Consider the following 25,180-nt stretch of genomic DNA (forward strand, 5'->3'; position numbering starts at 1 on the left):
CGACTCATGACCTCACGGCATCCAACAACGCCTGCTGCAGGCTGGCCAGCGTCAGCTGATCCTTACGATAGGCGGCGACGATAGCGCCGCGATCCATCACCACGAAACGGTCCGCCACCCGGTAGGCGTCGGCCATGTTGTGGGTGATCAGCAGGCAGGCTCGCCCCTGGGCGCGCAGCTGCTCAATAAAGCACAGCACCTTCTCCACCTCCCCCAGCGACAGGGCGGTGGTCGGCTCATCCAGGATCACCAGGCGGGCGTCGAACAGCATGGCGCGCCCGATGGCTAGCCCCTGGCGTTCACCGCCGGAGAGCTGGCCGACCAACGCATCGACGTTGGCGCCGACGCCGCGAAAGTTGAGCTGACGCAGCAGCGCCTGCGCCCGCTGTCGCTCCGCCCGCTCGTCGATAAAGCCCCAGCGGTTGCGCAGGTGACGCCCGAGGAACAGGTTGCGCCACAGCGACTGCCCCAGCCCCAGCGCGCCGTTCTGGTACACGGTCTCGATCCCCTGGCGGCGGGCCCCCAGCACGTTGTAGCGCCGCCCGTCGACCGCCTGCCCCGCCACCTTCAGCGTACCGCTATCGAAGCGCTCGGCGCCGGCGATCGCCCGGATCAGGGTCGATTTGCCGGCGCCGTTATCCCCCAGCAGGGCAACCACCTCGCCGGGGAACAGCTGAAAGTGAATATCGCGCAGGGCGTGAACCGGGCCGAACCATTTGTTCAGCCCGATCAGTTCCAGCGCAGGCTGCGTCATCAGCGCAGACCCTGGCTGGCCAGCGGAGCGATCAGACCGATATTCTCTTTAGAGACAAACCCGGCGCCGGTGTTGATATCCAGACCGGAGAAGCCATAGCGCTTGCTCAGGACGATCTGCACCACGGAGAAGTAGCCCATCAGGTAGGGCTGGGCATCGGCCACCAACTGTACATAGCCGGACTTAATCGCCTCGGCGGTCGCCGGCGACAGGCTGAAGCCGGCCACGTAGACCTCGCCCTGCTTGATCCCGGCGTTGCGCATCAGGTTGCCCATCTGCGCGGTCAGGGCGCCGTGATCGACCAGCACCATCTTCACGTCCGGGTGGGTCGCCATATAGGCGGTAAAGGCCGGCGCGCCCAGAGAGGGATCTTTATCCACCTCCGGTGAGATCTGCAGGAAGTCGACCTTCACCCCGGCCTGCTCCAGCCCCTTGATCAGCCCCAGGGTTGACTCACTGCGGGCGGCGCGATCTTTAAGCCCCCACACCAGCGCGCGATCGCCCGCCTTCAGCCCGCTGCGGCGCACCGCCTCTTTGGCCAGGCGCAGACCGCGCACCGCGTTGTTATCGCCAACGTAGCCGAAGCCCTTGCTCTGCTCGGCCGCCATGGTGCCCGGCAGCTCGGTGTCGATGGAGGTCACCAGGATCCCCTTATCGATCGCTTCCTTGATTAACGGCTGATAGGCGGTATCGCCCGGCAGGCCGATCACCACGATGCCGGTCGGCTTGGCCGCCAGCGCCTGCTTAAAGTTTTCGATCATCTTCTGCGGCTGCCAGTCGGAGTAAACCAGACGCAGATCGACGCCCAGATCCTCGGCCGCCTGCTTGGCCCCGTTCTGCACCACCGTCACGTAGGACTCGCCCACCGGGCCGCCGACGTCGAACCAGATGCTCATATCCTTACCAGACTGCGCGGCAAACGCCGGCGAAGCCACGCAGGAGACGGCCAGCAAACAGGCCACAGCCCAACCTTTAATCCTTTGAGAAACACCCATCATTATCACCTTTATTATTAGCAGGGTATGACGGCCGCCGCAGGGGCGGGCGCCACCAGGCCGCAGTCGGGGACGAGGAGAACAGCGGGGACAACGGCGTCGCTGTCGTTTTTCGTCACATCCATTTACGCGGGGCAAATATAGTAGGCGTTTTTATCCCTCAGCTAAAGCCCATCCGCACCGCCCAGGCGATACCACTCTGGCGGTGTCTGCGGTAGACTGTTAATAGGGATCGCCCGCGCCGCGTCAACCTCTGCGGAAAAAACGCCCACCGTGCGGCGACGCACGCCGCGGGTGAGCGCCCGATAACATAATCGATAAGACAGCCGATAAGATAATCATGTATCGCCGTGGGGCGGGCGGATACTCGCCCAGGCCCGGCCATTTTCACCATTTAAGGAAACGACCATGTCCAAATCACGGGCCGCCATTCTGGTTGAGCGAATTAAGGATGCGCTGAAGGGCAATAAACTGCAGACCAGCGAAATCAACGTCCATCTGGTGGAAGACAGCTCCTTTGGCCCGGTCAAGATCGTCATGTTCCTGTGGAGCGTGGCGGACAACGATATTAATGCCGACATCGTCGCTCAGGAGGTGCTATTTCACCTGAAAGACGACGATATCTATGTCTCATTCCATAAGACCCGCCGCCGTGACGGCGAGCGTCTGCTGACCGTCACCCAGCCGCTGGAGCCGAACAACCCCAAGTACAGCTACGGCAATCTGCGCGGCTTCACCTCGCTGTGGCTGATCCAGGCCACCGGCGCCGAAAAACTCAAGCAGGCGCGCGACGGCCAGGGCAACGACGGTCGCATCATCCGTCGCTAAGCGATAGCCTTACTGTCCCGCACTCGGCGCGGCAAAATCGTAGCGGGCCAGCACCGTCTTGCTCTGTCCGTTGGCGTCCGTCTCCGCGATCCCCAGCCCAACCGCCTCTAGGGTTTGCGCGCCAAAGCGCTGACCATCATGCTGCATAAACTGGCTTAGCGCCGCATGGTCGCTCTGCGCCAGCAGGGTGATGTGGGGATCGAAGTGGCTGAACACATTCGGGCTGCCATAGCGGACAAAGGCCGCCTTCTTCTCCGGATAGGCTTTCACCCAGCTCGGCAGCGGTGCGCCCTTATCACGATAGGGTGACAGCCGGCGCACCAGCGTATCCGACAGGCCCTGCAGCTCCCGGCTGTTCTTTACCGCCACCATCAGCCAGTCGCCGCGCGTCTGGACCAGGTGGGTCAGACGCAGGGGAAACGCCCGCTGACGCTGGCTGAGCGCCGCGACCTCCTGCTTCAGCCGCGGCAGGACATCGGGCCCATACTCGGCCAGATACAGCGTGACATGGGGCTGAAACCCCTGCGCCGCCAGGCTGGTCAAATGATACTGCCCCAGCTGCGCCGTGGTCTGTGCCAGCAGGGTCTCCATCCCGTCGCTGGGAATAATGAACACATCGTAGCTCTTGCTCTTGCTCGCCCCCCAGGCCGCCCCCGTCAATGCACACAGCAGCACAGCGCCGCCCAACCGATAACCCATCGTCTCGCCTCCCCTCGGATCGTCATACGCTGCGACCGCCCGGCGCTCAGGCGACGCGGGCGACCCCGTTTATCCCCGCTATCATCCCTGCCCCTCAGCGGCAAAAATGAGATCGCACTCAAGAAACGGACCGCGCTATATGTATATTGCAAAAACAGGGCTGCTCCCGATCGATATTGGCGCCGGCCTCGACGGTCGTCATCGCCCCCCTCGCTGGAGACCTCCCCGCGCCGGTTTCCCGCTCGGATCCGCCGCACCGATGCCCTGACCACCAGCGCTCCGTACAGCAGCCGCGCGCCATACGGCGCCCAAGGTCGCCGCCGCCGCGGCTGCAGCACCTGCACCGCCTCGCTCCCCAGGACATCGCGCGAAACGTGCACCGCCGTCAGCGGCACATCCAGGATCGCCGCCAGCGTAAGCTCGTCAATACTCATCACCGACACACCCTGTGGTACCCGCGGCCCGCCCTGGCGCAGCGCGCCCAGCTTATCTGTCAACCATCCCCTAGGGAAATTAAACAGGGCATAGGCCATGCCCCAGACAAAAGAGATATCGCCGTTCGGCGCAAGACTACAGTGCCAATCTTTCTGAAGCGCCGGAATCCACACGGCGAAGTTAACCCTATCCATAGCATTAATCGCGATGACGATAACCATCGGCAATATAATTAAGTAACGCCGCCGGGTCATAAACACGTCTGAGATATGGATCGTGATCCCCCGGCGCCGCGCTATCGTTGATGACAAAATGCAAATTCACGGATAACACCTCCCCCGCGTTATTTCAACAAATCCCATTTTGCTAGGCAAAATGTGGCGACAAACCGGGGATAAATATCCGCGCCCCGAAACCGGGCGTAATACGATGGCGGGGCTCCGACAATAAAACCCGCCGGCCGGTACAGGTTACGTTTATCTTTATCGGCGCATACTGTCTATCACCCGTTCATTCCCCCTGAGGAGAGCAGACATGTTCAGCGCAGCATCAGACGACCCCCCATCGTTCGGCAACGCGACGGAATGACGATTCTGAACACCCGCTCATGCGTAGGTAAGAATAGTCAGTCCACGCGCCGCATATTGCCCGGCGCGACGTCAAATTATTTTTAACCTATACGCTTAATCGAGGTGTAGTATGTGGTATATCGATACATTATTCCCTGGCTATATCGGCTCACCGGTGGTCAACCGGACATCGAGCGCCTCTACATTTGATAGCGCCGACGATCATCATCCCCAGCGGGATACTACGCCGGCGTCTGGCCGGAACTCGACGCTGGGTGCCGCGATTCGCGCATTTTCAAAGAGAATGGCGGAAAAACGCCGGCAGCGGATTATTGATCAGGTCGACGCATTAATTCCCTAACCACAGCCAGGGCGCATTCACTGCGCTATCCATCGCGCAGTGAATGACTGCGGTATTCGCGGCAGCGGGGGATTATCCGCCCGCGGGGCGGCGGCCATCGGCCGCCTCACTTCAGCACAAAGTCATACTGAATGCCGCCCTTAATATCCCAATAGTTCAGACGATCGCCCAGGTGGCTGCCCGGGCGTTTCTCCCGCGTACGGTCGGCGGCGATAAAGGCCGTCAGCCCCGCCAGCGGGCCGGAGGGTATGCGCCCGGAGACGCCGCCGAGCAGGCCGATCCCCTGCACCCGCACCCGCTTTTCCGATGACTCCCAGCCGTCGGTGTAGATCGGCGCCAGCATCAGGCTAATATTCGGCAACGGGCTGTAGCTCAGCCCCACCTGATAGGACCACATCCCCTCATGGTTACGATCCATCGACAGGGAGAACGGGTAGCCGATATCGGTATTAACGGCGTATCCCAGATTATGGGTCACTTTCTCAAACGCCGCCGACACTCCCCAGCGCCCCACTTTCCACGCCGCCGAGGCAGAAGCAATAATGGATTCATTCGGTTTCCCCGCCCGTCGGCTCATCCCGTCCAGGCTGGCATAATAGAGGATGGCATCGTACTGTAGCGCGGTATCATTCTGCAGCGTCTGAGTATACTTCAGGGTACTGGAGGCCTGCAGGGCCACATCGGACTGATAAGACACCCCGGTGCCAAACTGGCTGTTGTCATCCCGGTAAACGGCAGCGACCGCCCCCAGCGGACGATGCACATCGTATTCCCCGGTCTGTGGGTTGAACACCCCTTCATAGCGAATCCCTTTATCGGCATCGAAGGCGGTAAAGACCCGCTGGCGGTATAGCATCCATAAATCGAGGCGATCTGTCAGGGCAAACTGCCCCATTGCCCCCTCTGACACCACCGGCAGGGTGCGGTTAGAGGCGCCGTCGATCATCGGCACCGAATAGGGCAGACTGCCATACAGCGCATCGGTGCCGAAGCGCCCGATTTTCAGCTTGCCATACTCCCCCAGCTTCACCTTTATCGCCCCCAGGGCATAGCCAAAGCTATCGTGGCCGTCGAGATAAAAACGGCTGGATGCGCTGGCGCGGGTGCCCAGTTTATACACATAGTAGGCCCCCCCCTCGATGCCGATAATATCGTGGTAGTAGTGGCTGTTCGCATCCAGCATCACCCCCTGCACCCAGGCGTAGACATCCCGCCCGTCCCCGGCGCTGGGCTTATCGGCCCGGCGCAGATCGTTACGTAGGCGCAGACGGATATAGTCCTCTTCATCCTGTAGCGCGGCGGCGTAGCCCAGCGACGACGTCATCACCGCGCCCAATAAACCAAGGCATATTATTTTAATTTTCATTTTTATATCCCGGTGAAAAATAATATAAAGTGGCATGTTTATTTATTGCGGTGCCGGCAGACTATTTCTCAGAAAATAGCCTGCCGATACGTCATACCGCGACAGCGTTCCATTCTTTATTTTTACGGTGTTACCGCGCCTCCCCCAGACTGTATTTTTCGTTGTTTAATCTCACCGATAATTTCCGCAAAGCGCGCATCGCTCAGCGGGTAGAAAAGCATGATTAGAAATCCGCCCAGAATCAAAACGGCCGGGATCAGCGTCATACACAGCTTAATACTGAGCAGGGCGCTGGGGCTCTGGGTAGCGCTATTCGCGACATAACCGCTGTACCCCAGAATAAAGGCAGGAATTGAACCGCCAATGGCCTGCCCGCATTTACGGGTAAAGGAGAACAGCGAGTAAGTGAGCCCCTCAATACGCACACCGGTACACCATTCGCCATATTCGACGGTATCCGCCTCTAGCGCCCACATCACCGTCATCGAGGTGCTCAGTCCCAGCGTGGTCACCACAAGGGAGATAAGCACTCCCGGCAGCGAGGCCATAAAGAACATGAGAAGGTACCCCAATGCGGCCAACAACAGCCCGGCCAGAAAGGTATTCCGCTTACCCAACCGACGTACCAGGAACGGCACCGAGGGCGCCGCCAGCAACATTCCCAGCAGCGTCTGAATGGCCACAAACAGCGCCAAAAGCGACACATCATTTAAGATGTAGCGGGCATAAAAGATGGTGCTCGCGCTGACAGAGAAAGAGGCCCCCAGGGTACACAGCGCACAAACGCACAGCATAAACAGCGGTCGGTTCCGACGCAGCGTCCCCAGGCTTTCCCTAAACGATGGCTGAGCCACCTGGCGCTGGACAACCTCGCGGGTGCTGGCGAAGCAGAACAGATACAGCGCGATCCCAACCACCGCCAGTACCAGCGTCAGCTGGGTATACAGGGTCTGTAGCTCGGCCGGCGTCGAGGAGCTGAGACGCGGCGAAATCACAAAACCTATCAGCACAAAGGTCAGTCCGGCGCCGATAGAGCGCGCCATCCCCAGCTTGGCCCGGGACGCCGGATCCTGCGTCATCACCGTCGCCAGCGAACCATAGGGAATATTGACGAAGCTGTAGCAAATATTCAGGGCAATATAGGTCGCATAGGCATAGAGCACCTTACCGTCGTGCGACCAGTCGGCGGGCACGGAAAACACCAGTATGCTGCACAGCATCAGCGGCAGGGCACCGAACACCAGATAGGGACGGAATTTACCCCAGCGGGTATCGGTCTTATCCACCACCCGCCCGGCGATCACATCGATAAAGGCATCCAGTATCCGCACCGACAGCAGCATGGCCCCCGCCGCTGCCGCACCGACGCCGGCCACGTCGGTGTAATAGCTCAGCAGAAACAGCGCCCCCATGGCAAAGGCAAAGTTATTGGCCATGTCGCCACAGCCATAGCCAATCACCGCCCTCCAGCTCAGTGACTGACTCATTGCGCTCCCCCCTTGTCACCCGCGGGTTTCACCCCGTATTGCACCGCCGTCCAGCGCGCCTTGAGGGTAAAAGCCGCCGCCTTGGGCTTTCTGTCGCGGGTAAACACCCCTTTCTTGTTGCCGCCGGCGCGCAGGATCCCCTGCGCCGTGGCGAAATCGGCGAAGTTCCACACCTGTTCCCCCACCACGTAGGGCAGACGATCAAATACCCGGTGATAGGTGGTTAAAAACTGTGCCTGAAACTCCTCGCTCCACATCTCCGGATATACGCTGTGCAGCCCGGCCAGGGTGTCGGCCCCGTATTCCGTAATGATGATCGGCTTGTGGTGCCGCGCATGCCATACCGACAGCTCCTGCTCCAGCTCACGCCCGGCGGTAGCCAGATCGCCACTGTTGACATACCAGCCGAAATAACGGTTCAGACACAGCACGTCAAACAGATCGCTGATGGTGTCCTTGTCCGGCGGGCAGAGCATGATGTTGACGCAGCACAGCGGACGGGAGGGATCCAGCTCTCGTGCCGCCTGCACCAAGGGAGCAAAGTAGTCGCGCGCCGCCGCCTCGCGCACATCAGGTTCGTTCGCCAGGCTCCACATCACCACGCTGGGGTGGTTTTTATCGCGGGCGATAAGCTCGCGGATCGCCTGCAGGTGGGCCCGCTGGGTCTGAGAGCCGATGCGCTCCTCACAAAACAGTTTCTCCTCCAGACGGGAGGAGAGATCCAGCGTGAAGCCGTTCAGGGCCATCATCCCCACCGCCGGCGTCTCATCGATCACCACGATCCCGTGCTCATCGGCCCAGTCCAGCATCTCCTCGGCATAGGGGTAGTGGGAGGTGCGATACGAGTTGGCGCCGATCCAGCGCATCAGGGCGTGATCGTGCACCAGCAGCACAGGATCCAGCCCCCTGCCGCGCAGATCCGCATCCTCATGACGGCCAAAACCGGTAAAGTAGAACGGCTTACCATTGATCAGGAAGGCGCTCTCCGTGACCTCCACGGTGCGGATCCCCACCCGCAGGGTGTATTCATCGATGCCCTCCCCGGCGCAGACCTGCAGGGTATACAGATAGCCCTCCCCCGGCTGCCATAGACGTGGGTTGGCGACCGTCAGTGTCCCCTCGCCTCCCTCGCTCTCGGCCACACAGTTCTGCTGCTCATCCAGCAGGCGGCACTGCACGCCGGCATCGCCGGCATCGACCGCATAGTGCACCAGCCCCTGCGCCCCGTCGGCGCTGATTTCGGTCGTCACGCAGACATCGCGGACATAATCCTGCGGCGTCGAATAGAGCCATACCGGGCGATGGATCCCGGCATAGTTAAAGAAATCATAACTATACTGCAGGCGGCGCTCACCGTTGACCTCGGTGACCCGCCCCGGCGGGATGGTGTGCCAGGAGAGTTCGTTATTGACGCAGACGGTGACGCGCACCTGCTCACGTCCGGCCAGCAGAGCGCTGATGTCCGTCTCAAACGGGGTATATCCCCCCTGATGCGCCATCACCTGGGTTTCATCTACCCACACCGTCGCCCCATGGGTTACCGCGTCAAAGCGCAGCACCATACGTTGCCCGGCCCAGCCGCGCGGCACGCGCACTTCGGTCTGATACCACACATCCCCCACGTGGTTGCGGATGGCCTCATCGGCAAACTGATCGTTAAAACTGGCGGGTACCGCAATGGATCTGGCACCCGGCAAAGGCCCACACCACCACTGTTCACGGTGACCACAACGCTGTACATCCGGCACAAACTGCCACAGCCCGCTCAGATTCTTACGCTCACGGGAACGGCTTTCAATCGGCTTTAACATGGCAACACTCCAGTGTGTAGAGAAAAAAACAGGGATCATCTCTACACCCGTCGGAGACGGTAAAAGTTACCTTAAAGATCGAAGAAATTTTCTACCGGACAGCCCGCGGCCGAGGGACAGCGCGGGTAAAACGCGATATCGCCGGGCTCGGGGGCTCAGCCCCGCCGATCGGCGCGATACAGATTCAGACAATTCCAACCCATTGATCATCAATATAAATCAAATTCAGAAATACAATGAACGATGCGAATTTATATAAATGATGACTAAAAATAGACCCGCTAGAATAGAGAGAAACCTGTCCCCATTAACCGCGCTGTCTACAGGAAGGGATCGCTATGGCGTTATCTGCCCCGCTGATGTTGGTGCTGATTGGATTAAGCGCCCTGCTGGCGCAATGGGCCGCCTGGTCACTGCGCCTACCGGCCATACTGCTGCTGCTCTTGTTTGGGATTGTTCTCGGCCCGGTCACCCACCTGGTACAGCCCGACCCGCTCTTTGGCGAGCTGCTGTTTCCCCTCGTCTCCCTGTCGGTGGCGATCATCCTGTTCGAAGGCGCGCTGACGCTGCGGCGGGAGGAGATACGCGGCCTGGGCGGCGTCGTGCGTAACCTGGTCAGCATCGGCATGCTGGTCACCTTTGCCGTCATCGGCCTCGCCTGCTGGTGGCTGCTGCGGCTGCCGCCGGAGCTAGCGGCGCTGATCGGCGCGGTAACCGTGGTCACCGGCCCCACGGTGATCGCCCCCCTGATGCGCGTGGTGCGCCCGAACGCCCGCATCAACCAGGTGCTGCGCTGGGAGGGGATCATCATCGATCCCATCGGCGCCATCTTCACGCTGCTGGTCTTCGAATTCATCGTCCTGCAGCAAAGCGCCCGGTCTTACGGCCATCTTTTCTGGACGCTGGGCAGCACCGTCCTGTCCGGCCTGCTCGTCGGGCTGGCGTGCGGCTATCTTATCGGTGTTAGCCTGCGCCGCGCCTGGGTACCGAGCTATCTGCAAAACCTGGCGGTCCTCGCCTCGGTGCTGGCCGCCTTCGGCCTGTCGAACGCCATCGCCGACGAGTCGGGGCTACTGGCCGTCACGGTGATCGGCATCCTGCTGGCCAACATGCGCGATGTCGATACCAGCGATATCCTCGCCTTTAAGGAGGAGCTCTCCGTCATCCTGATCTCCGCCCTCTTCATTATCCTAGCGGCACGCCTCGATATCGCAGCGCTCTGGCAGATGGGCTGGCCGCTCATCGGGGTGCTGTGCGCCGTGCAGTTCATCGCCCGGCCGCTGTGCATCGCCGTCTCCACCTGGCGCTCCTCGCTGCGGTGGCGCGAGCGGCTATTGCTCAGCTGGATCGTCGCCGCGGCCGTCAGCGCCCTCTTTGCCCTGACGCTGCAGCGCAGCGGCTACCCGGATGCCGGACGGCTGGTGACGGTGGTTTTCGCCATCATCATCGGCACCGTCATCCTGCAGAGCCTGACCAGTCGCTTCGTGGCCCGCCTGCTACGCGTCCAGCAACGTAAGCCGCGCGGCGTACTGATCATCGGGGCCAACGGCGTGGCCCGCCTGCTGGCCCAGGCGCTGATCAAGCTGGAGATCCCCGTCATCGTCAGCGACAGCAGCTGGGAGTATTACCGTCAGGCGCGCATGGAGGGGATCCCCGCCTATTACGGCCACGCCTATTCCGAGCACGCGGAAAACTACCTCAATCTCGGCGAAACGGCACAGGTGTTCGCCCTGTCGCCCAACCGCCACCAGAACGCCCTGGCCATCTACCACTTCGGCCATATCCTCGGCGATGAGAACGTCTTCGCGATCCGCTCCGGCTCGCCGCTGAAGGGACGCGGCGATCGTGCGGAGAGCGCGCGTTTCCGCCGCCACGAGAGCCTTTTCAATCACGAGGCCAGCTACGGGAAACTGAGTAGCCTGATAGCCAGAGGCGCCATCATCAAGGTCACTCGCCTGAATAAGAACTTCGGCTGGCCGGAGTACCTGGCGATGCACCAGGGCGTCATTCCGCTGTTTACCCTGTCAGAGAGCGGAAAGCTCCAGCCCGTGCGCGCCGATAGCGCGCCTGCGGCCCCCTGCACCCTGATCGCACTGGTACAGCGCGACAGCGAGGCAGACCCCGCCCACCGCGCCTGATGTCGCATGGGGAGCGTGCCACCGCCGGGGCTATCTCCGCCGAGCTGGGATTTAACGGGTAGGTCGCGCGCCTAGGCGCTCTGCCGGGCGACAAACTTATAGGGGAAGATCACCGTCTGCGGCGCGCCAGGATGCTCGCCATCCAGGGCGGCCAGCCATTGCTGTAGGCGCTTCGCCGCCTCATGCGCCATCTTGTCGTAATCGATACGCAGCGAGGTTAACGAGGGGTGGATCTGGTCGCAGTTGGCGGAGCCTTCGACGCAGGCCAGCGCCAACATGCCGGGCAGCTTGATCAGCCGCCGTTGGCATTCAAACAGCACCCCCAGCGCGATTGCCTCGTGGCTGCATACCACCGCCTCCAGCTCCGGCTGGCGGGTCAACATGTCGCTGATGGCCTGGCGGCCAAACTCCATCGTCGCCACATAGGGCGTGGTAATGCTCTGTTCGGCGCTATAGTTATGGTGCAGCATCGCCCGGCTCCAGCCGCTCAGCTGTTGCCCTTGTATCTTGCGCCCCATCTGGGCGCCGATATAGCCGATGCGCTGGTGGCCCTGCCGCAGCAGGTACTCAGTGAGGAAGTAGGCCGCATCGCCGATATTGCTCTGCAGGTTCAGGGCGAAGGGGTATGCGTCCTCGCCGGCGGCGCAGATCACCGGCAACGCGCTGTTGGCGAGCAGCTCGACGGCCTGCTCCGCATTCAGCGCGCCGAACACCACTAGGGCCGCCGGGCTACTCTGCAGCAGCGTAGAAAGTACCTCGGCCTCCCTCTTCGCCTGGTAATCGTGACAGCCGATGACCACCTGATAGCCGTTGTCGTTCAACGCCGCCTGCAATGATTGCAGGAACACCGAGCTGGCGTAATCACGCAGCGAGGGGACGACCACCGCCACCGTACGGCTCTGCCCCGATGCCAGGATCCCCGCCGCCGAGTTTGGAATGTAGCCTAACTCGGCGATCGCCTGATCGATCTTGGCGCGCAGCTTAGCGGAGACCAGTTCGGGGGTGCGTAACGCGCGCGATACCGTCATCGAGCCGACACCGGCTCGTTGTGCGACCTCTTGTAGGGTGACGCGCCCGGTGCCTTTTCTCTTGCGTGTTTTTTCCATGAAGTAGGGTGTATTCACATTGATCACTGACCGTCTTACGGTAGCACAGCTTGCCGCCGATGATCAGCGCAGCGACGCGCTTTGAGCGCCGGCGGATTAATTTCGCAGCAAAATGATAGCGCTATCACGAAATCACCTCCTCGAACTAGATAGCGCTACCATTGCTCTCTACTATGCCTTTCACAAGAGAATCATTTTAAAAAAACAGCCGACATGACCAGGAGCCGATTGAATGTTGACGAAACTGCTTACCCCCAACGTCATTCAGGTTATCGAGCAGGTAACGGACTGGCGTGAGGCGATTCAAACCGCCTGTGCCCCACTGATAGAAAATAATGCGATTACCCCTGGCTATGTCGATGCCATTATTCAGTCGCATAACAAAATCGGCCCCTATTATGTGCTGGGCCCAGGCATGGCAATGCCGCATGCACGCCCGGAAGATGGCGTTAATCAATTGGCATTAGGCCTGACCGTGATTAAACACGGCGTCGAATTCGGCTCCGCCGGTAACGATCCGATTAAATTACTGATCGTATTGGCCGCCACCGATAGTAATAGCCACATCGGCATCATCGCCAAACTCGCCGAGCTATTCGATAACCAAGACGATATCGATAGGCTGCAACAGGCAGAAAGCGTCGATGAGATCCTGCAAGTCATCGCGCGTTATTAATTACGAATTACACCGAGGGAATAATTATGAATATCACAGTGGTATGCGGTAACGGTTTAGGCACCAGTCTGATGATGGAAATGAGCATCAAGACCATCCTAAAAGATCTGCAGGTCAACGCCGAGGTTAACCATGTCGATTTAGGCTCCGCCAAAGGCACCGCCAGCGATATTTTCGTCGGTACCGCCGATATCGCCGAGCAGTTGGTCGCCCAGCAGGTCGGCGGCGAGATCGTCGCGCTGGATAACATGATCGATAAAGTGGCGATGAAAGAACGTCTGAGCGTCGCCCTGCGTAAACTCGGCGCATTGTAGTGGAGGCACTATGTCATTCTTCCGTTTTCTGATGCAGGATGTGCTATCCGAACCGGCGATATTAGTCGGCCTGATCGCACTCATCGGCTTAATCGCCCAGAAAAAACCGGTTACCGAATGCATTAAAGGCACCATCAAGACCATCATGGGTTTTGTCATTCTGGGTGCCGGCGCCGGTCTGGTGGTCAGCTCGCTGGGTGACTTCTCCGCCATCTTCCAACATGCCTTCGGTATTAATGGCGTGGTGCCGAATAACGAGGCCATCGTCTCCATCGCTCAGAAGAGTTTCGGGCGTGAGATGGCGATGATCATGTTCTTCGCCATGCTGATCAACATCGTTATCGCCCGCCTGACGCCGTGGAAGTTTATCTTCCTCACCGGCCATCACACGCTGTTTATGTCGATGATGGTGGCGGTGATCCTGGCGACCGCCGGGATGCAGGGCACGATGCTGGTGCTGGTCGGTTCGCTGATCGTCGGCTTCTGTATGGTGTTCTTCCCGGCCATCGCCCATCCCTACATGAAAAAGATCACCGGCTCAGACGACGTGGCCATCGGCCATTTCTCGACGGTATCCTATGTACTGGCTGGCTTTATCGGCAGCAAGTTCGGTAACAAAGAGCACTCTACCGAAGACATGAATGTGCCGAAGAGCCTGCTGTTCCTGCGTGATACGCCGGTGGCGATCTCGTTCACCATGTTCATCATCTTTATCATCACCTGCCTGTTCGCCGGCGGTGACTATGTGCGTGAGGTGAGCGGCGGCAAGAACTGGTTTATGTTCTCGCTGATGCAATCCATCACCTTCGCCGCCGGGGTGTACATCATCTTGCAGGGTGTGCGGATGGTGATCGCCGAGATCGTCCCGGCCTTTAAGGGGATCTCCGACAAGCTGGTGCCCAACGCCAAGCCGGCGCTGGACTGCCCGGTGGTGTTCCCCTACGCCCCCAACGCGGTGTTGGTTGGCTTCTTGAGCAGCTTCGCCGCCGGGGTCATCGGCATGTTCGTGCTGTACGCGCTGAATATGACGGTGATCATCCCGGGCGTGGTACCGCACTTCTTCGTCGGTGCGGCGGCGGGTGTGTTCGGCAACGCCACCGGTGGGCGGCGCGGCGCCATCCTGGGCGCCTTCGCCCAGGGGCTGCTGATCACCTTCCTGCCGGTGTTCCTGCTGCCGGTACTCGGCCAGATCGGCATCGCCAACACCACCTTCAGCGACGCCGACTTTGGCGTGGTGGGCATTCTGCTGGGCATCATCGTGCGCTGATAGCGCGACCGCCCTGCCTCACAGACGCCCCGTCACCCCGCGTGACGGGGCGTTTTTTATGGTGCCAGCCTGCCTCCCACTCACGCCAATGTGGCAACGTGGGCCATCAATGTTTACACCACGAATACTATCGAATCAGTACATCGTCAGTTCAGGAAGCTGACGAAAACAAAATAAACTTTCCCTAATGAAAACAGTCTCTTGACGCTGATTTATCTGGGACTGATGAACGCACAGGGAAAATGGACAATGCCGATCCAGAGCTGGAATTCGACATTGTCGCAGTTAGCCATTTATTTGGAGGGGCGCCTAAATAATGCGATAACGCTGTAGAAGTTTTAACGTGATACAGAATTCTGAACGCTCTCTACAGACTCCAAATATCAGAAGCTATAGCGTATTCCCAGCCCCCCCTCACCGTCTGTCTTAAAGTCCCCGTCAAAACTGCTGTTCAGCGTCAGCTGTACATGCAGTTTTTCCGTCACTCTGCCGTCAAGCCCCACGGAGGCGGTATAGCGATCGGCGCGCTCCGCGTTATAGTGTCTTGCCCTCCAGTTATCAGTAAGCGTGATACCCGGCATCTCATTCAGCGTAATATTCCGGGATAACCCGGATTTAATCGACAGTATCCCAAAGTCCTTCTCCACCATCACTCCAGCCTTCAGCCACAGCGCCCCCCCCGCATGCAGTTCTGCCGACCGGCCATTGCCCTGCAGATAATTGCCATCGATACGGGCCCCGTTCACAGAGACTGATGGCGTGATAGCGATATCGGCGTCTTTAAGATCTATCCGCCACCCAATCCGGGCGCCAGCGGTGGCAATATGGCTCTTCACATTCCCAGACAGATCATTCAGATCGCCCTGAACGGAAAATGTCTCAGACAGCTGTCGGTATCCCGCAGAACCATCCACAAACAGGCCTGATGCTAATGTCTGGCCGGCGAAAAGGCTGACGCCCCATACTCTGTAATCATCGCGGAACCCCGTAGCGCTGCTGTTGCCATCATATAGCTCCACCGCCGTGCCCCAGAATTCACCTGAATCACCGTGCTTTCTGAAACCGAAATCCAGGCCGTTCTGCCTCACGCTATAGGCGTCATAACCACCGTGGCTATAGCCAGTCATGGCCCATGCCCCGCTCTGCGCATCCGTGTAATCAATAATCTGTTCCCAGTGATCTACGTGGTCACTGAGGATATATTCCCGTGCGGCAAACATACTCCGTGCCTTTTTCAGCAGCGCCGTATTATCCTCTTTCCTGAACAGATGCTCCCCATTAACCGGCGTGCTGATATTGCCCGACGACGAACCGCCCGCGCCGCTGCCCGACGGCGGATCCCCCGCGCCGCTGCCCGACGACGAACCGCCCGCGCCGCTGCCCGACGACGAACCGCCCGCGCCGCTGCCCGACGACGAACCGCCCGCGCCGCTGCCCGACGACGAACCGCCCGCGCCGTTGCCCGACGACGAACCGCCCGCGCCGCTGCCCGACGACGAACCGCCCGCGCCGTTGCCCGACGACGAACCGCCCGCGCCGCTGACCGACGACGAACCGCCCGCGCCGCTGCCCGACGACGAACCGCCCGTGCCGCTGCCCGACGACGAACCGCCCGCGCCATTGCCCGACGACGAACCGCCCGCGCCATTGCCCGACGACGAACCGCCCGCGCCATTGCCCGACGACGAACCGCCCGCGCCGCTGCCCGACGACGAACCGCCCGCGCCATTGCCCGACGACGAACCGCCCGCGCCGCTGCCCGACGGCGGATCTCCCACGCCGTTGCCCGACGACGAACCGCCCGCGCCGTTGCCAGCGGAGCCTGAAGCGCCATTGCTCCCATCGCCAGCCGGCGTCGTCGCACTGTCAGCGCTCTCCAGAATGGCGCTGTGCTTCAACTGCCACTGAACTCGGCCATCCTTCTCCACGATCTGTGTGTCCGGGGTGTATACCGTAAAGCCACGATTCAGGCTGGCAAAAGAGAAATAGCCGTGCGATGTCCCCGCCGGTGCCGAAGCCAGAGTAAGGTCATTCGTTAGCTGCACCGTCTGGTCAAACAGGTAAGACATATCCAGAATATTATGTTCGCCCTTAGCCTGATTCAGGATATCGATTCGGTCACTAGCGTTGTCCGATGTATTAACCCCCAGACCAATGCGCAGGTTGCTGGCATCCAGAGTATTTACCGTCAATGTCTTCGGTTTCCAGCGGGCCGTCACCAGGGAAAGCACCCCATCGCGGCTTTGCAAAACATCAAGAGAGGAGTCTTGCGTCATGTTCCATATGCCGCCCTGCGCCAGCTGCACATGTGTACCTGAATAGCCGGTAATATCACCGTTAAAGAGAGCATTCACAATATTCAGCTGGCTGTTCCCGCTCAGCGCGGCGCTGCCATTAAATACGCTCCTCTCAGCCTGGTTACGGGCCGCTGATATGCCCTCGCTCAGGCGAAAATCTGTTCCTGCACCATCTTTTTGATCAATAAATACCCGGTCGTCACCCAGCGTGACAACGGAGTTACTGGCGTCAATGGCAGTATTCAGGGTGGCGTTACGACCTAAACCAAAATCTGTATTCTTCAGAACCAGACGACCCAAGGTGAACGACCTATTTTCCCAATCCTCTTGGTCAAAAGAGGTCGGCTGGGTCCGCACGGACGTATCACCAGTTGCGGCCAGCTTATCCGCGATAGCCCGATCGTTATACGCATGAATGACCGGATGCCCCTGCAATGTCAGGCGTCCGTTTTCCTGAGTGAAACTCCCGGATATATCTGCCGAGCCATCCAGCACTAGCTTCCCGCTACTGCCTGGGGCTACGACATTGCTCACGTTCAAATTCCCTTTTAGCTGACCGTGATACAGATATCCTTGGGCATTCTCTCTTTCTGCCACCTGTTTTTGAGCATCGACCAGGTTATTACCTAAGTACTCCCACGTATCGCTGCTGCGCTGATCCGTCGGGAAATAACCGTAGGAATTGGTTTTCAGGATGAAATAGTCGGTAGTGTTCGCATAAGGGTTGCGGTATTCATAAAGGCTTCCGACAGTTCCCTGGCGAGAGCCGGACCAGCTATTCAGCGCTACATTTCCCGGTGACAGGGTATAATCCATGGCCACCGTGGCACGAACCTCCGCATTATTCGCCAACACCGCGCCATAGTCCGCTGCCCTCAGACGATGGAAGGTAAGACTATTGCCATTAATATCCAGCGTACCGCCATGATACCCCCAGGAAATATTATCCGGCTGCACCTGCCGGTTATCAGACAGCACCACGGTGGGGCGACCGCTGGCGATATTTACGCTGTCGAAGGCCTGAACCCGGCCGTCTTTATCTGTCTGCTGCTGCAGGACAACGGTGCCATCCCCCACCTTCAGCCCTCCTTCATTGACGCCCTCGCCCTGTATAACCAGCGTTCCCTCACCGATTTTATGCAGATTATCGCCCTTCACACCGTTGACCTGCCAGTATACGGACGCATCCTTGTCCACAATAATCCCGGCACCGCTCCAGGTGCTCCCGGTGGATGCGGTTACCCGGTAGTCATTGCGGAATGTCAGGGAGCCTGCGCCCTGTGAAACGCTGTTTTTCAGATCAATCAGCCCTGCCTGTCCCAGAAATACCAGATTCTTACCCGCGTTCAGATCGGCTCCCTGCTGCCCGTGCATGGAATATACCGAGGCTCCCTGCGTTAAGGCTCCGATCCCCCGGCTACCGTCAAAGGTCCAGGAGAGCTCGTGCCCGGCCGAAGCATCAAACCTGATCGGAGCGTCGCTGTCATCAGAAAAAACCTGTGAAATGAAAGCGCCGGGTATCAATTTCTCTATCGACGTCACCCCGCCACCGTTGGCCGCGTGCACCGCAACCAACACCCATTTTTTATTAGCCGCATCCCAGCCAAACACGGGTGAACCGCTATCTCCGGGGCGGGGGCGACTGGCCATAACGCCATAATCATTGATATTCCCGCCCATATTCACCTGAATTCCGCTCAGGCCACCGTGCGAGTAATACGACGCAGGTAATAGCCCTCCGGTAAGATAGTTGTATGCCCCGCTTATTTCAGTGAGAGTGCCATCGTCATCCTGAATATATTGCGTCCCTGATCCCACGCGGTAAAATACGGTGAATCGCGAGGGGTCAAGTATTTCTTCCTGTGAGGCGCCGCTGACAGCGGTGGGAGCGACTTCGGTAACCAGCTTATTGAGTCGTGGCGCGTGAAAATCGATAGAATCATGCTCGTTCCGAGCCACGATGTTGTACTGATTCTCACCATTACCAAAGCCGACGGTCTGATATCCAGAGTTATGCTTCACGCTTACGATATATTGGGGGTTAATCAGTGTCGCAACCCCGATGCCCGAATCCACCGAACTGAAGTCCAGCATCGGTGTCTTATTCAGCGTCGCAATCTGCTCACCTTTTTTATTATAGATAGAGATATTGGTGGCTCCGGGTTTAAAGGCACCCTTATTTTCTGCAAAATCACGGTATTGCTGATAACCAATATTCGAACTAACAATAGAGGCCTCCACCAGGCTACTAGATCCCAGCAGAGATAATAATAACGCAGCGTTCAGGGGAGATCTCCCGGCGATCTGGCAGACACACTTCCTGGCAAATTCGGGAACGGCAATAAATCCACGGGCAACGGTGCTATAGCGGAGAGAGTAGATTCGGTTCATACTATGTATCCATAAAATAACGTCAATCAAGTCATCAGGCGTAATTCACAGCGACAGTCCAGCAGGGCGACCAGACTGATTGTTAACTCGCCACAATGTGGGATTACAGACTAATCCAAGCCATAACATGAATGTCCAGCACATATCCCAATAAAATAAAATCGGCTGAGGACAATAAAACCATGACAAATCCGCTTGCCGGAAATTCGCATCAGGGTAAATAATCACTCCCGGCACTTTTGCAGGCTTCGGATGCATTCCTCCGATGTCTAGCTATTTAACGATGAACCGGAGCAATAGTGGTTATATTGCTATCGCTCTATCTTTTCCTGCGCATCTTGCCGGGGGAGTCTCCAGGCACATTCACTCCCCATCTCGAACTCAGCGATTCAATAACGCGATCAGCACATTCTCCGCAGGCTTAACCGCCCACGAGAAGCCCATGACCATACCGTTTTCGCCGGCCCTGGGTTCCTGGACCTTAAAAATAAATCTGCGGCCATTGTCCATCTACAGCCATTAGAGAACCCGCACTCTTAGCGGCTTCAGACGTTCATCCGCGTTCACAAGGTAACGCTGGCGGCCTGGCACGACACACCAGACCACGTCTCCCTCCGGCAAAACGCAGCCTCAGAAATCGCCCTCTTCGCCAGACCGCTGTTCCCGCCTGCCGGTTTTCGCCTGCTTCAGGGAAAACGCCGTCCGTTACTCGGTATAACGTGGCATGTTGATGCCAGATAACGTTACTTTTCACCAGGGGGAAGAAAGATCGCGTGCTTTACTTTACACAGGTATTGAACCGCGGGGGAGACCCGAACATAAGATTCAGACGAAATCCATTTCTAATCCATGTTGCAGCGCAAATATAACGCTTTAATGAATATCCGCTATTCAGGTGCGTTATTTATCACGACATAAGGTTGAGCTCATATCCTCCATTAATCCGATCCCTGACCGACATAATATTTGAAGACGATTTATACCCGTTACCGCCAACAAACGGGTTAGATGAAAATAACGCCTCCGTCTTCCGGGGGTAGACTGTCTGCGTCATACCGCATTCCCGGATAAAGGTCAGCCACGCCTCCCGCTGGCCACGGGTGAGCTTCACAGACTGACTCCCCGGACTGCGTGTTAAAGCCATTAGCTGGCCCAACATAGAGAATACCGGCAGCTATAGCCGCGATCGACCGGACCGACCTCCTGCCGCAGGCATCTCCCCCTAAGCCGCTCCGGTACCCGCGCCCCCTGCGCACCTCTGCCTGTCGCTACGCCGCACATATCCACGACGGATATCGCCCCCGGCCGGCAAGAGGTACTGCGCTCAGGGCCGAGAGCGTCATGTCATCACCGTCCCCGACGCCGCGATTCGCCCCCGCGTACGGGTACTCAGTCTCACCGCCGGAGAGGCTCGCCCGCGGAATGGCGCTGCGCCGGTCAGACAAAGCTCGCCGCAGCCGGAAACGCCAAACAAAAGAATATCCGCAGAGGCCATATCTCTATACGGCCGACAATAGGCATAGCACGAATAAAAATATCAGCCGCGCGAAAATAATATCAATGATATCCCGATTTTGACCACGGGTTAAAACGGTTATAAATAGCCCGCCGCAGGCTGTATCGCTCAGCTATGCCACGCCATGGCTCGCCTGAGCACAGTACCTCAAATACGATACTCTACCTGCCTGTCCATGGCGTTGCGGACTCTGCCGACGGTCAAGGCTGAATGAAAATCCATGCGTCATCGAGAGGATCGCAGCGAACCATAGTTCAATATATTGTGGAAATGGCGATGACTATAGCGCTAGTGCATAAGAAGCACAGCCTAGATACGTAGAACTTTTCTACCTTAACAGCAAATTACGCCACAAAAATGCTTCAGAGATAATGCCTGGATCAACTTTGTATACTCTTTGTTGTCATATGTACTGGTATTAATGACTGACACTACAAGAAAAGGGGTTTACTATGTATCTGATTGATTATAATAGTTATCGCTCGGTAAAAGGCTTCAGTCGTCGCGTTCGATTCCTGGTCATGCATTACACTGCTATTGATTTTAAGGCGTCAGTTACCGCGTTGACCGGATCTTCTGTAAGCGCCCACTATCTTATCCCTGACCCTTCAGAAAAAACATATATTGATGCCGGCTTTAAGGATATGCGTATTTTCAACCTGGTTGATGAAAATGAGCGTGCCTGGCATGCAGGCGTCAGCTCATGGTCAGGGCGTAGCAATCTAAACGACACGGCCATCGGTATAGAGACAGTCAATCTAGCCACTGAAAACAATAATATATTTATTTTCCCGCCTTATAATCCAGAGCAAATTGAAGCCATTAAAGCGCTGGCAACTAATATCCTACAGCGCTATCCCGATATTACACCTACGAATGTTGTCGGTCACAGTGATATCGCCCCGGGGAGAAAAAGCGATCCAGGGGCGGCTTTCCCGTGGAAAGCGCTGTACGATGCAGGTATCGGCGCATGGTATCAGGAGTCGACTATGCAGAACTACCTGGCACAGTTCAGCCGAACTCAGCCAGCGAAAGCAGATATCATCGCCAAGTTAAAGACATACGGGTATGACACTTCAGATGCTGGAACAGACAACGGATACAAGAATTTAATCCGTGCATTTCAGCTTCACTTCCGACAAAAAAATTATGACGGGATCGCTGATGCTGAAACAGCAGCAATCCTCTATGCGTTAGTGGATAAATATTTCCCGGGGAAATAATGCAATACGCAGATTGACATTAACTGCACCTGCAAACCGGCTTGTTAAAATAGAGGGGATGTTAAGTGGGTCGTAAAATAACAGGAAAATTACTTATTTTAGCTTGGCTATTCTCCTCTACGACAGGATTGGCGAGGTCGATACCAAGCGAAGATATCGCTTCATTAATTAATCAGCGTTTGTCTTACATGAAAGACGTTGCTGGGTACAAAGCGAACCATCATCTGGCGATTGAAGATTTACCTCAGGAAGCCAAAGTATTAGCAAACGCGATGCGCGAGGCCGCGACGTTAGGATTGGATGGTGAATCAGTAAAGCCCTTCATACAGGCACAAATGGATACGGCTAAAGCGATTCAATATCGCTATCGCGCTGACTGGCTATCGATGCCGGAAAAGGGTTGGCAACCTGAGTCCTTGGAGCAGGTAAGAGCCAAAATCAGTATGTTAAACACCACTATTCTTACCGATATCAGGACACAGTTAACGGCGGGCGATCCGTTGACTGACAAAGCCGCTTTTATGAAAAGGCTTAATCAAACCAACTTAAGAGACAGTGATAAAGAGCACCTGTGGTATTCATTGAAAAAAATTACTTTAAAGAAATATCCAGACCCTGTAAATCATACAGTGTAACGGCCACTGAGCTCAGGTGATCGCGCAGGCGGTCACCTGAGCTCGATAATAAAACGCCCTCTCGCCAGCCGATAGCCCTAGCGCGACATAATCCATGTTCTCGATGCTGCCAGTACCACCGGTGATCCCCCCTGCGCACCGAGTCATCTGCCGGGAACACTCTGCGTTTCTTGGTATCCACAAGGATAATGCTGTTCAGTAATTCGACGGTATTGATCGCGTAGATAGCTTTGCGGATATCGGGTGGATAGCCGACAGGCCTGTCAAGATTTTCCCTGTAGATACGTCAACCGTTGCAGATTGGCGAACATTTGTCATCCCAGACCTCTGCGAGCCGGAACCGAACCATCAAGGCTACGATGGCTGCCGGAGCCTAAAGCCCGTCGGTGACAGCCTTGCCGTCTCTCCAATCACGTATTTCTGGCAGTTACGCGCTATAGAGATGATATACAGCGGGATATGAATGTATGGATAGATGCTGTTGATTGCATCCGGGAAATCTTTCAGACCATCCACGCAGGTCATAAAGGCCACAAGTTTTAAACGCCTCTAACCAGCCACATCTCAGCACTGTTTTCCGGCCTCCGGTGTATATATCCCGCACCAGGCAGATGAAAATCTCTCACTTTTCACTGCGCTAATTTTTATCCAGGGTCAGTCCGATTCAGGAAGATCCCTCACCGAGGGTTAAACGTTAAAAACATATAAACATCAAACCAGTTTATGCCGCAACTTTAACAATACATTTTCATTTTCGGGTGTGTTTTTATTTTTCATTTCACCAACGTTACCGTGACAATAATGTGAATAGAATGTAATACTTCCTTTCCCTTTAATAAAAACTATTGTCGTGATAAAATTATTCATATTACAAAAAGAAGTAACCGTTCGTTACTTTATATAATCGAATAGTCTATCCGTAATTGATAGTTAAACCCAACCCCGTATCGGTTGTCCCCCGTGAATTAAGATACAGAGCAGATGAGTGACTTTGTATAAAATCTCATCGAGACATGGAGCAACTTTATACAAAGCGTAATAAATCGGGGCTACCCATATCTGCAGCACTAAAAACAATAAATTTAGCTTAGCGAGCTTTTTCATATGCTGAAAGACTCTATTTGGTGTGGTTAAAATGCAAAAGGAAACACGTTATGTTCAATTTCAATAAATCAGATATAAATGCCCTGAGCCTGATCATCGTCCCGCTCATTTTATCAGCGCTGGGTGCCTGGATTAATCCAGCGATCATCGGGCCTGCCAGCATCGGGAGCTGCATTTTCTATATTTACGCCGACCGTAAGCAGCGCAAACAGGCCGGGGTGAACTCACCCTCATTCTGGTGGTGGCTGTTATCACCGGTCTATCTGTGGAAACGTGACACCCTGGACAGCCGAGCCAAACATCCCCTGTTTCTGCTCTGGTGCGTATCCGTTGTGGTTATGGTGCTGATCAGCCTAGCGGCGGATGCGAAAGAATCTAACCAACTGGTAAAAACACGCACCTGCGAACTGGTGACCGAAATCATGCACGATAACCGCATTCAGGGATCCTGTGTTAAGACCATGGAGTTGAATCGTGTAGAAGGTACTGAGTTCTATCGCGGTACAGTATTGATCACTAACGGTAACGAGGTGCCCGTCACCACCAACATGCAGAAGGATGGGAACATCTACGTGCGTATCACCGATACTTCTACTTTGCGTTAAACAATCACGATGGCTGAAGGAGGTCGTGCCTTCGGCCATCTCCCACCCGGCTATTTTTATATTGACTGATTCGATACGCCGCGCATAGAACGCATGTTTACTACCTACTCAAATAATACGATAACGGTATCGACCTCCCCACGATGTAGCCCGGGTAACGTCCAAAAGCTGTGCCGGTAACATCAGCCAACATCTATATTATCCCCTGTAACGATGCAAACTATTGACCATGGGAGAGCATACACATTGACAAATAATATAGAAAACTTATGTATATTCATTAATTACAGGGTACCAGACTCAAAACCCTCCTTTCGGTGGCTTGATGCGACGGATGGACTCAAAAAACAAATCAACACATTGAAAATTAAGAAAAAAGTACATATATGTGCCCCCATAGTTTTTTAAGTCCCTTAAGCTCACAACTGATTGGTATTCATAAGGAAATGGATATTTTTCCTTCATCGGTTAGGTTCCGACATACGGATCCTAACCGGGGTAATATTGAACATCAGTAAAATTCTTTTTTTCCGTATAACTGTTCACCTCGACAATTTTCTATTTCATATCATTAAGTTAAGTGGTGATGAGTTGCTGAAGAGT

At 56.5% G+C, this 25,180-nt stretch carries 17 protein-coding genes and 3 pseudogenes; 10 read left to right on the top strand and 10 right to left on the bottom strand.

Translation table 11 applies throughout. The features are described 5' to 3' along the window. Positions 1–4 precede the first annotated feature (4 nt). Both ETEE_RS05480 and ETEE_RS05485 read right to left on the bottom strand, forming a co-directional pair. On the bottom strand, positions 5–754 hold the full coding sequence (locus ETEE_RS05480) for an ATP-binding cassette domain-containing protein (RefSeq protein ID WP_034164760.1): 750 nt from the start codon (positions 752–754) through the stop codon (positions 5–7). Then, on the bottom strand, positions 754–1,716 hold the full coding sequence (locus tag ETEE_RS05485) for a sugar ABC transporter substrate-binding protein (RefSeq protein WP_446180174.1): 963 nt from the start codon (positions 1,714–1,716) through the stop codon (positions 754–756). Before ETEE_RS05485 ends, ETEE_RS05480 begins: the two co-directional genes overlap by 1 nt. A gap of 441 nt (positions 1,717–2,157) precedes the next feature. Between ETEE_RS05485 and ETEE_RS05490 the strand changes: the two genes are divergently transcribed. Further along, positions 2,158–2,577 carry a hypothetical protein gene (locus ETEE_RS05490; protein ID WP_012849837.1) on the top strand — a complete coding sequence of 140 codons (420 nt, stop codon included), beginning with the start codon at positions 2,158–2,160 and terminating at the stop codon, positions 2,575–2,577. Positions 2,578–2,586: 9 nt separating this feature from the next. Here ETEE_RS05490 and ETEE_RS05495 read toward each other — a convergent pair whose 3' ends face one another. Both ETEE_RS05495 and ETEE_RS21840 read right to left on the bottom strand, forming a co-directional pair. Continuing rightward, the gene (locus ETEE_RS05495; RefSeq protein ID WP_012849838.1) at positions 2,587–3,276 is read right to left on the bottom strand and encodes a 2'-5' RNA ligase family protein; all 690 of its coding nucleotides are present in this window, start codon (positions 3,274–3,276) and stop codon (positions 2,587–2,589) included. 194 nt (positions 3,277–3,470) lie between these two features. Next, positions 3,471–3,761: pseudogene (locus ETEE_RS21840) on the bottom strand (substrate-binding domain-containing protein); the annotation flags it as partial. Between the two features lie 649 nt (positions 3,762–4,410). Here ETEE_RS21840 and ETEE_RS19915 point away from each other — a divergent pair. Then, positions 4,411–4,641: a hypothetical protein gene (locus tag ETEE_RS19915; RefSeq protein WP_012849841.1), complete on the top strand. Its 231-nt coding sequence runs from the start codon at positions 4,411–4,413 to the stop codon at positions 4,639–4,641. A 106-nt stretch (positions 4,642–4,747) separates the two neighbouring features. On the opposite strand, the gene uidC is transcribed toward ETEE_RS19915, so the two are convergent. From uidC to uidA, 3 genes are all read right to left on the bottom strand, one after another. Next, entirely contained in the window at positions 4,748–6,007 is a 1,260-nt protein-coding gene (uidC, locus tag ETEE_RS05505; protein WP_015683473.1) for a glucuronide uptake porin UidC, read from the bottom strand. A 122-nt stretch (positions 6,008–6,129) separates the two neighbouring features. After that, entirely contained in the window at positions 6,130–7,494 is a 1,365-nt protein-coding gene (gene uidB, locus ETEE_RS05510) for a glucuronide transporter (protein ID WP_012849843.1), read from the bottom strand. After that, positions 7,491–9,305: a beta-glucuronidase gene (gene uidA, locus ETEE_RS05515; RefSeq protein ID WP_034164764.1), complete on the bottom strand. Its 1,815-nt coding sequence runs from the start codon at positions 9,303–9,305 to the stop codon at positions 7,491–7,493. The genes uidB and uidA overlap by 4 nt, the downstream gene beginning before the upstream one ends. A gap of 338 nt (positions 9,306–9,643) precedes the next feature. Between uidA and ETEE_RS05520 the strand changes: the two genes are divergently transcribed. Beyond that, positions 9,644–11,443 (top strand): cation:proton antiporter, encoded by a 1,800-nt coding sequence (locus tag ETEE_RS05520; RefSeq protein WP_034164766.1) that lies wholly within the window; start codon positions 9,644–9,646, stop codon positions 11,441–11,443. Positions 11,444–11,514: 71 nt separating this feature from the next. Here the strand turns inward: ETEE_RS05520 and ETEE_RS05525 are convergent, their stop codons facing one another. Further along, a complete protein-coding gene (locus ETEE_RS05525) occupies positions 11,515–12,549 on the bottom strand; it encodes a LacI family DNA-binding transcriptional regulator (RefSeq protein WP_034164767.1) in 1,035 nt (344 codons plus the stop codon). Between the two features lie 232 nt (positions 12,550–12,781). Here ETEE_RS05525 and ETEE_RS05530 point away from each other — a divergent pair, with 232 nt between their 5' ends. From ETEE_RS05530 to ETEE_RS19920, 4 genes and pseudogenes are all read left to right on the top strand, one after another. Then, positions 12,782–13,225 (top strand): PTS sugar transporter subunit IIA, encoded by a 444-nt coding sequence (locus ETEE_RS05530; RefSeq protein WP_005289978.1) that lies wholly within the window; start codon positions 12,782–12,784, stop codon positions 13,223–13,225. A gap of 26 nt (positions 13,226–13,251) precedes the next feature. After that, a complete protein-coding gene (locus ETEE_RS05535; protein WP_005289977.1) occupies positions 13,252–13,539 on the top strand; it encodes a PTS sugar transporter subunit IIB in 288 nt (95 codons plus the stop codon). Between the two features lie 10 nt (positions 13,540–13,549). Then, the gene (locus tag ETEE_RS05540) at positions 13,550–14,806 is read left to right on the top strand and encodes a PTS ascorbate transporter subunit IIC (RefSeq protein WP_015683476.1); all 1,257 of its coding nucleotides are present in this window, start codon (positions 13,550–13,552) and stop codon (positions 14,804–14,806) included. Between the two features lie 111 nt (positions 14,807–14,917). After that, a pseudogene (locus ETEE_RS19920) lies at positions 14,918–15,139 on the top strand (transposase); the annotation flags it as partial. A gap of 50 nt (positions 15,140–15,189) precedes the next feature. On the opposite strand, the gene ETEE_RS05545 reads toward ETEE_RS19920, so the two are convergent. Both ETEE_RS05545 and ETEE_RS22320 read right to left on the bottom strand, forming a co-directional pair. Next, entirely contained in the window at positions 15,190–19,494 is a 4,305-nt protein-coding gene (locus ETEE_RS05545; RefSeq protein WP_095666544.1) for a S6 family peptidase, read from the bottom strand. Positions 19,495–21,023: 1,529 nt separating this feature from the next. After that, a pseudogene (locus tag ETEE_RS22320) lies at positions 21,024–21,165 on the bottom strand (IS5/IS1182 family transposase); the annotation flags it as partial. A 297-nt stretch (positions 21,166–21,462) separates the two neighbouring features. Between ETEE_RS22320 and ETEE_RS05550 the strand changes: the two are divergent. From ETEE_RS05550 to ETEE_RS05560, 3 genes are all read left to right on the top strand, one after another. Then, positions 21,463–22,233 (top strand): N-acetylmuramoyl-L-alanine amidase, encoded by a 771-nt coding sequence (locus ETEE_RS05550; RefSeq protein ID WP_015683482.1) that lies wholly within the window; start codon positions 21,463–21,465, stop codon positions 22,231–22,233. A 65-nt stretch (positions 22,234–22,298) separates the two neighbouring features. Continuing rightward, complete coding sequence (locus ETEE_RS05555) at positions 22,299–22,868, top strand: chorismate mutase (protein WP_034164770.1); 570 nt, start codon at positions 22,299–22,301, stop codon at positions 22,866–22,868. A gap of 1,154 nt (positions 22,869–24,022) precedes the next feature. Then, the gene (locus tag ETEE_RS05560) at positions 24,023–24,577 is read left to right on the top strand and encodes a hypothetical protein (protein WP_015462350.1); all 555 of its coding nucleotides are present in this window, start codon (positions 24,023–24,025) and stop codon (positions 24,575–24,577) included. The last annotated feature ends 603 nt before the right edge of the window (positions 24,578–25,180 follow it).

This window comes from Edwardsiella anguillarum ET080813 (assembly GCF_000264765.2).
Classification (GTDB): Bacteria; Pseudomonadota; Gammaproteobacteria; order Enterobacterales; family Enterobacteriaceae; genus Edwardsiella; species Edwardsiella anguillarum.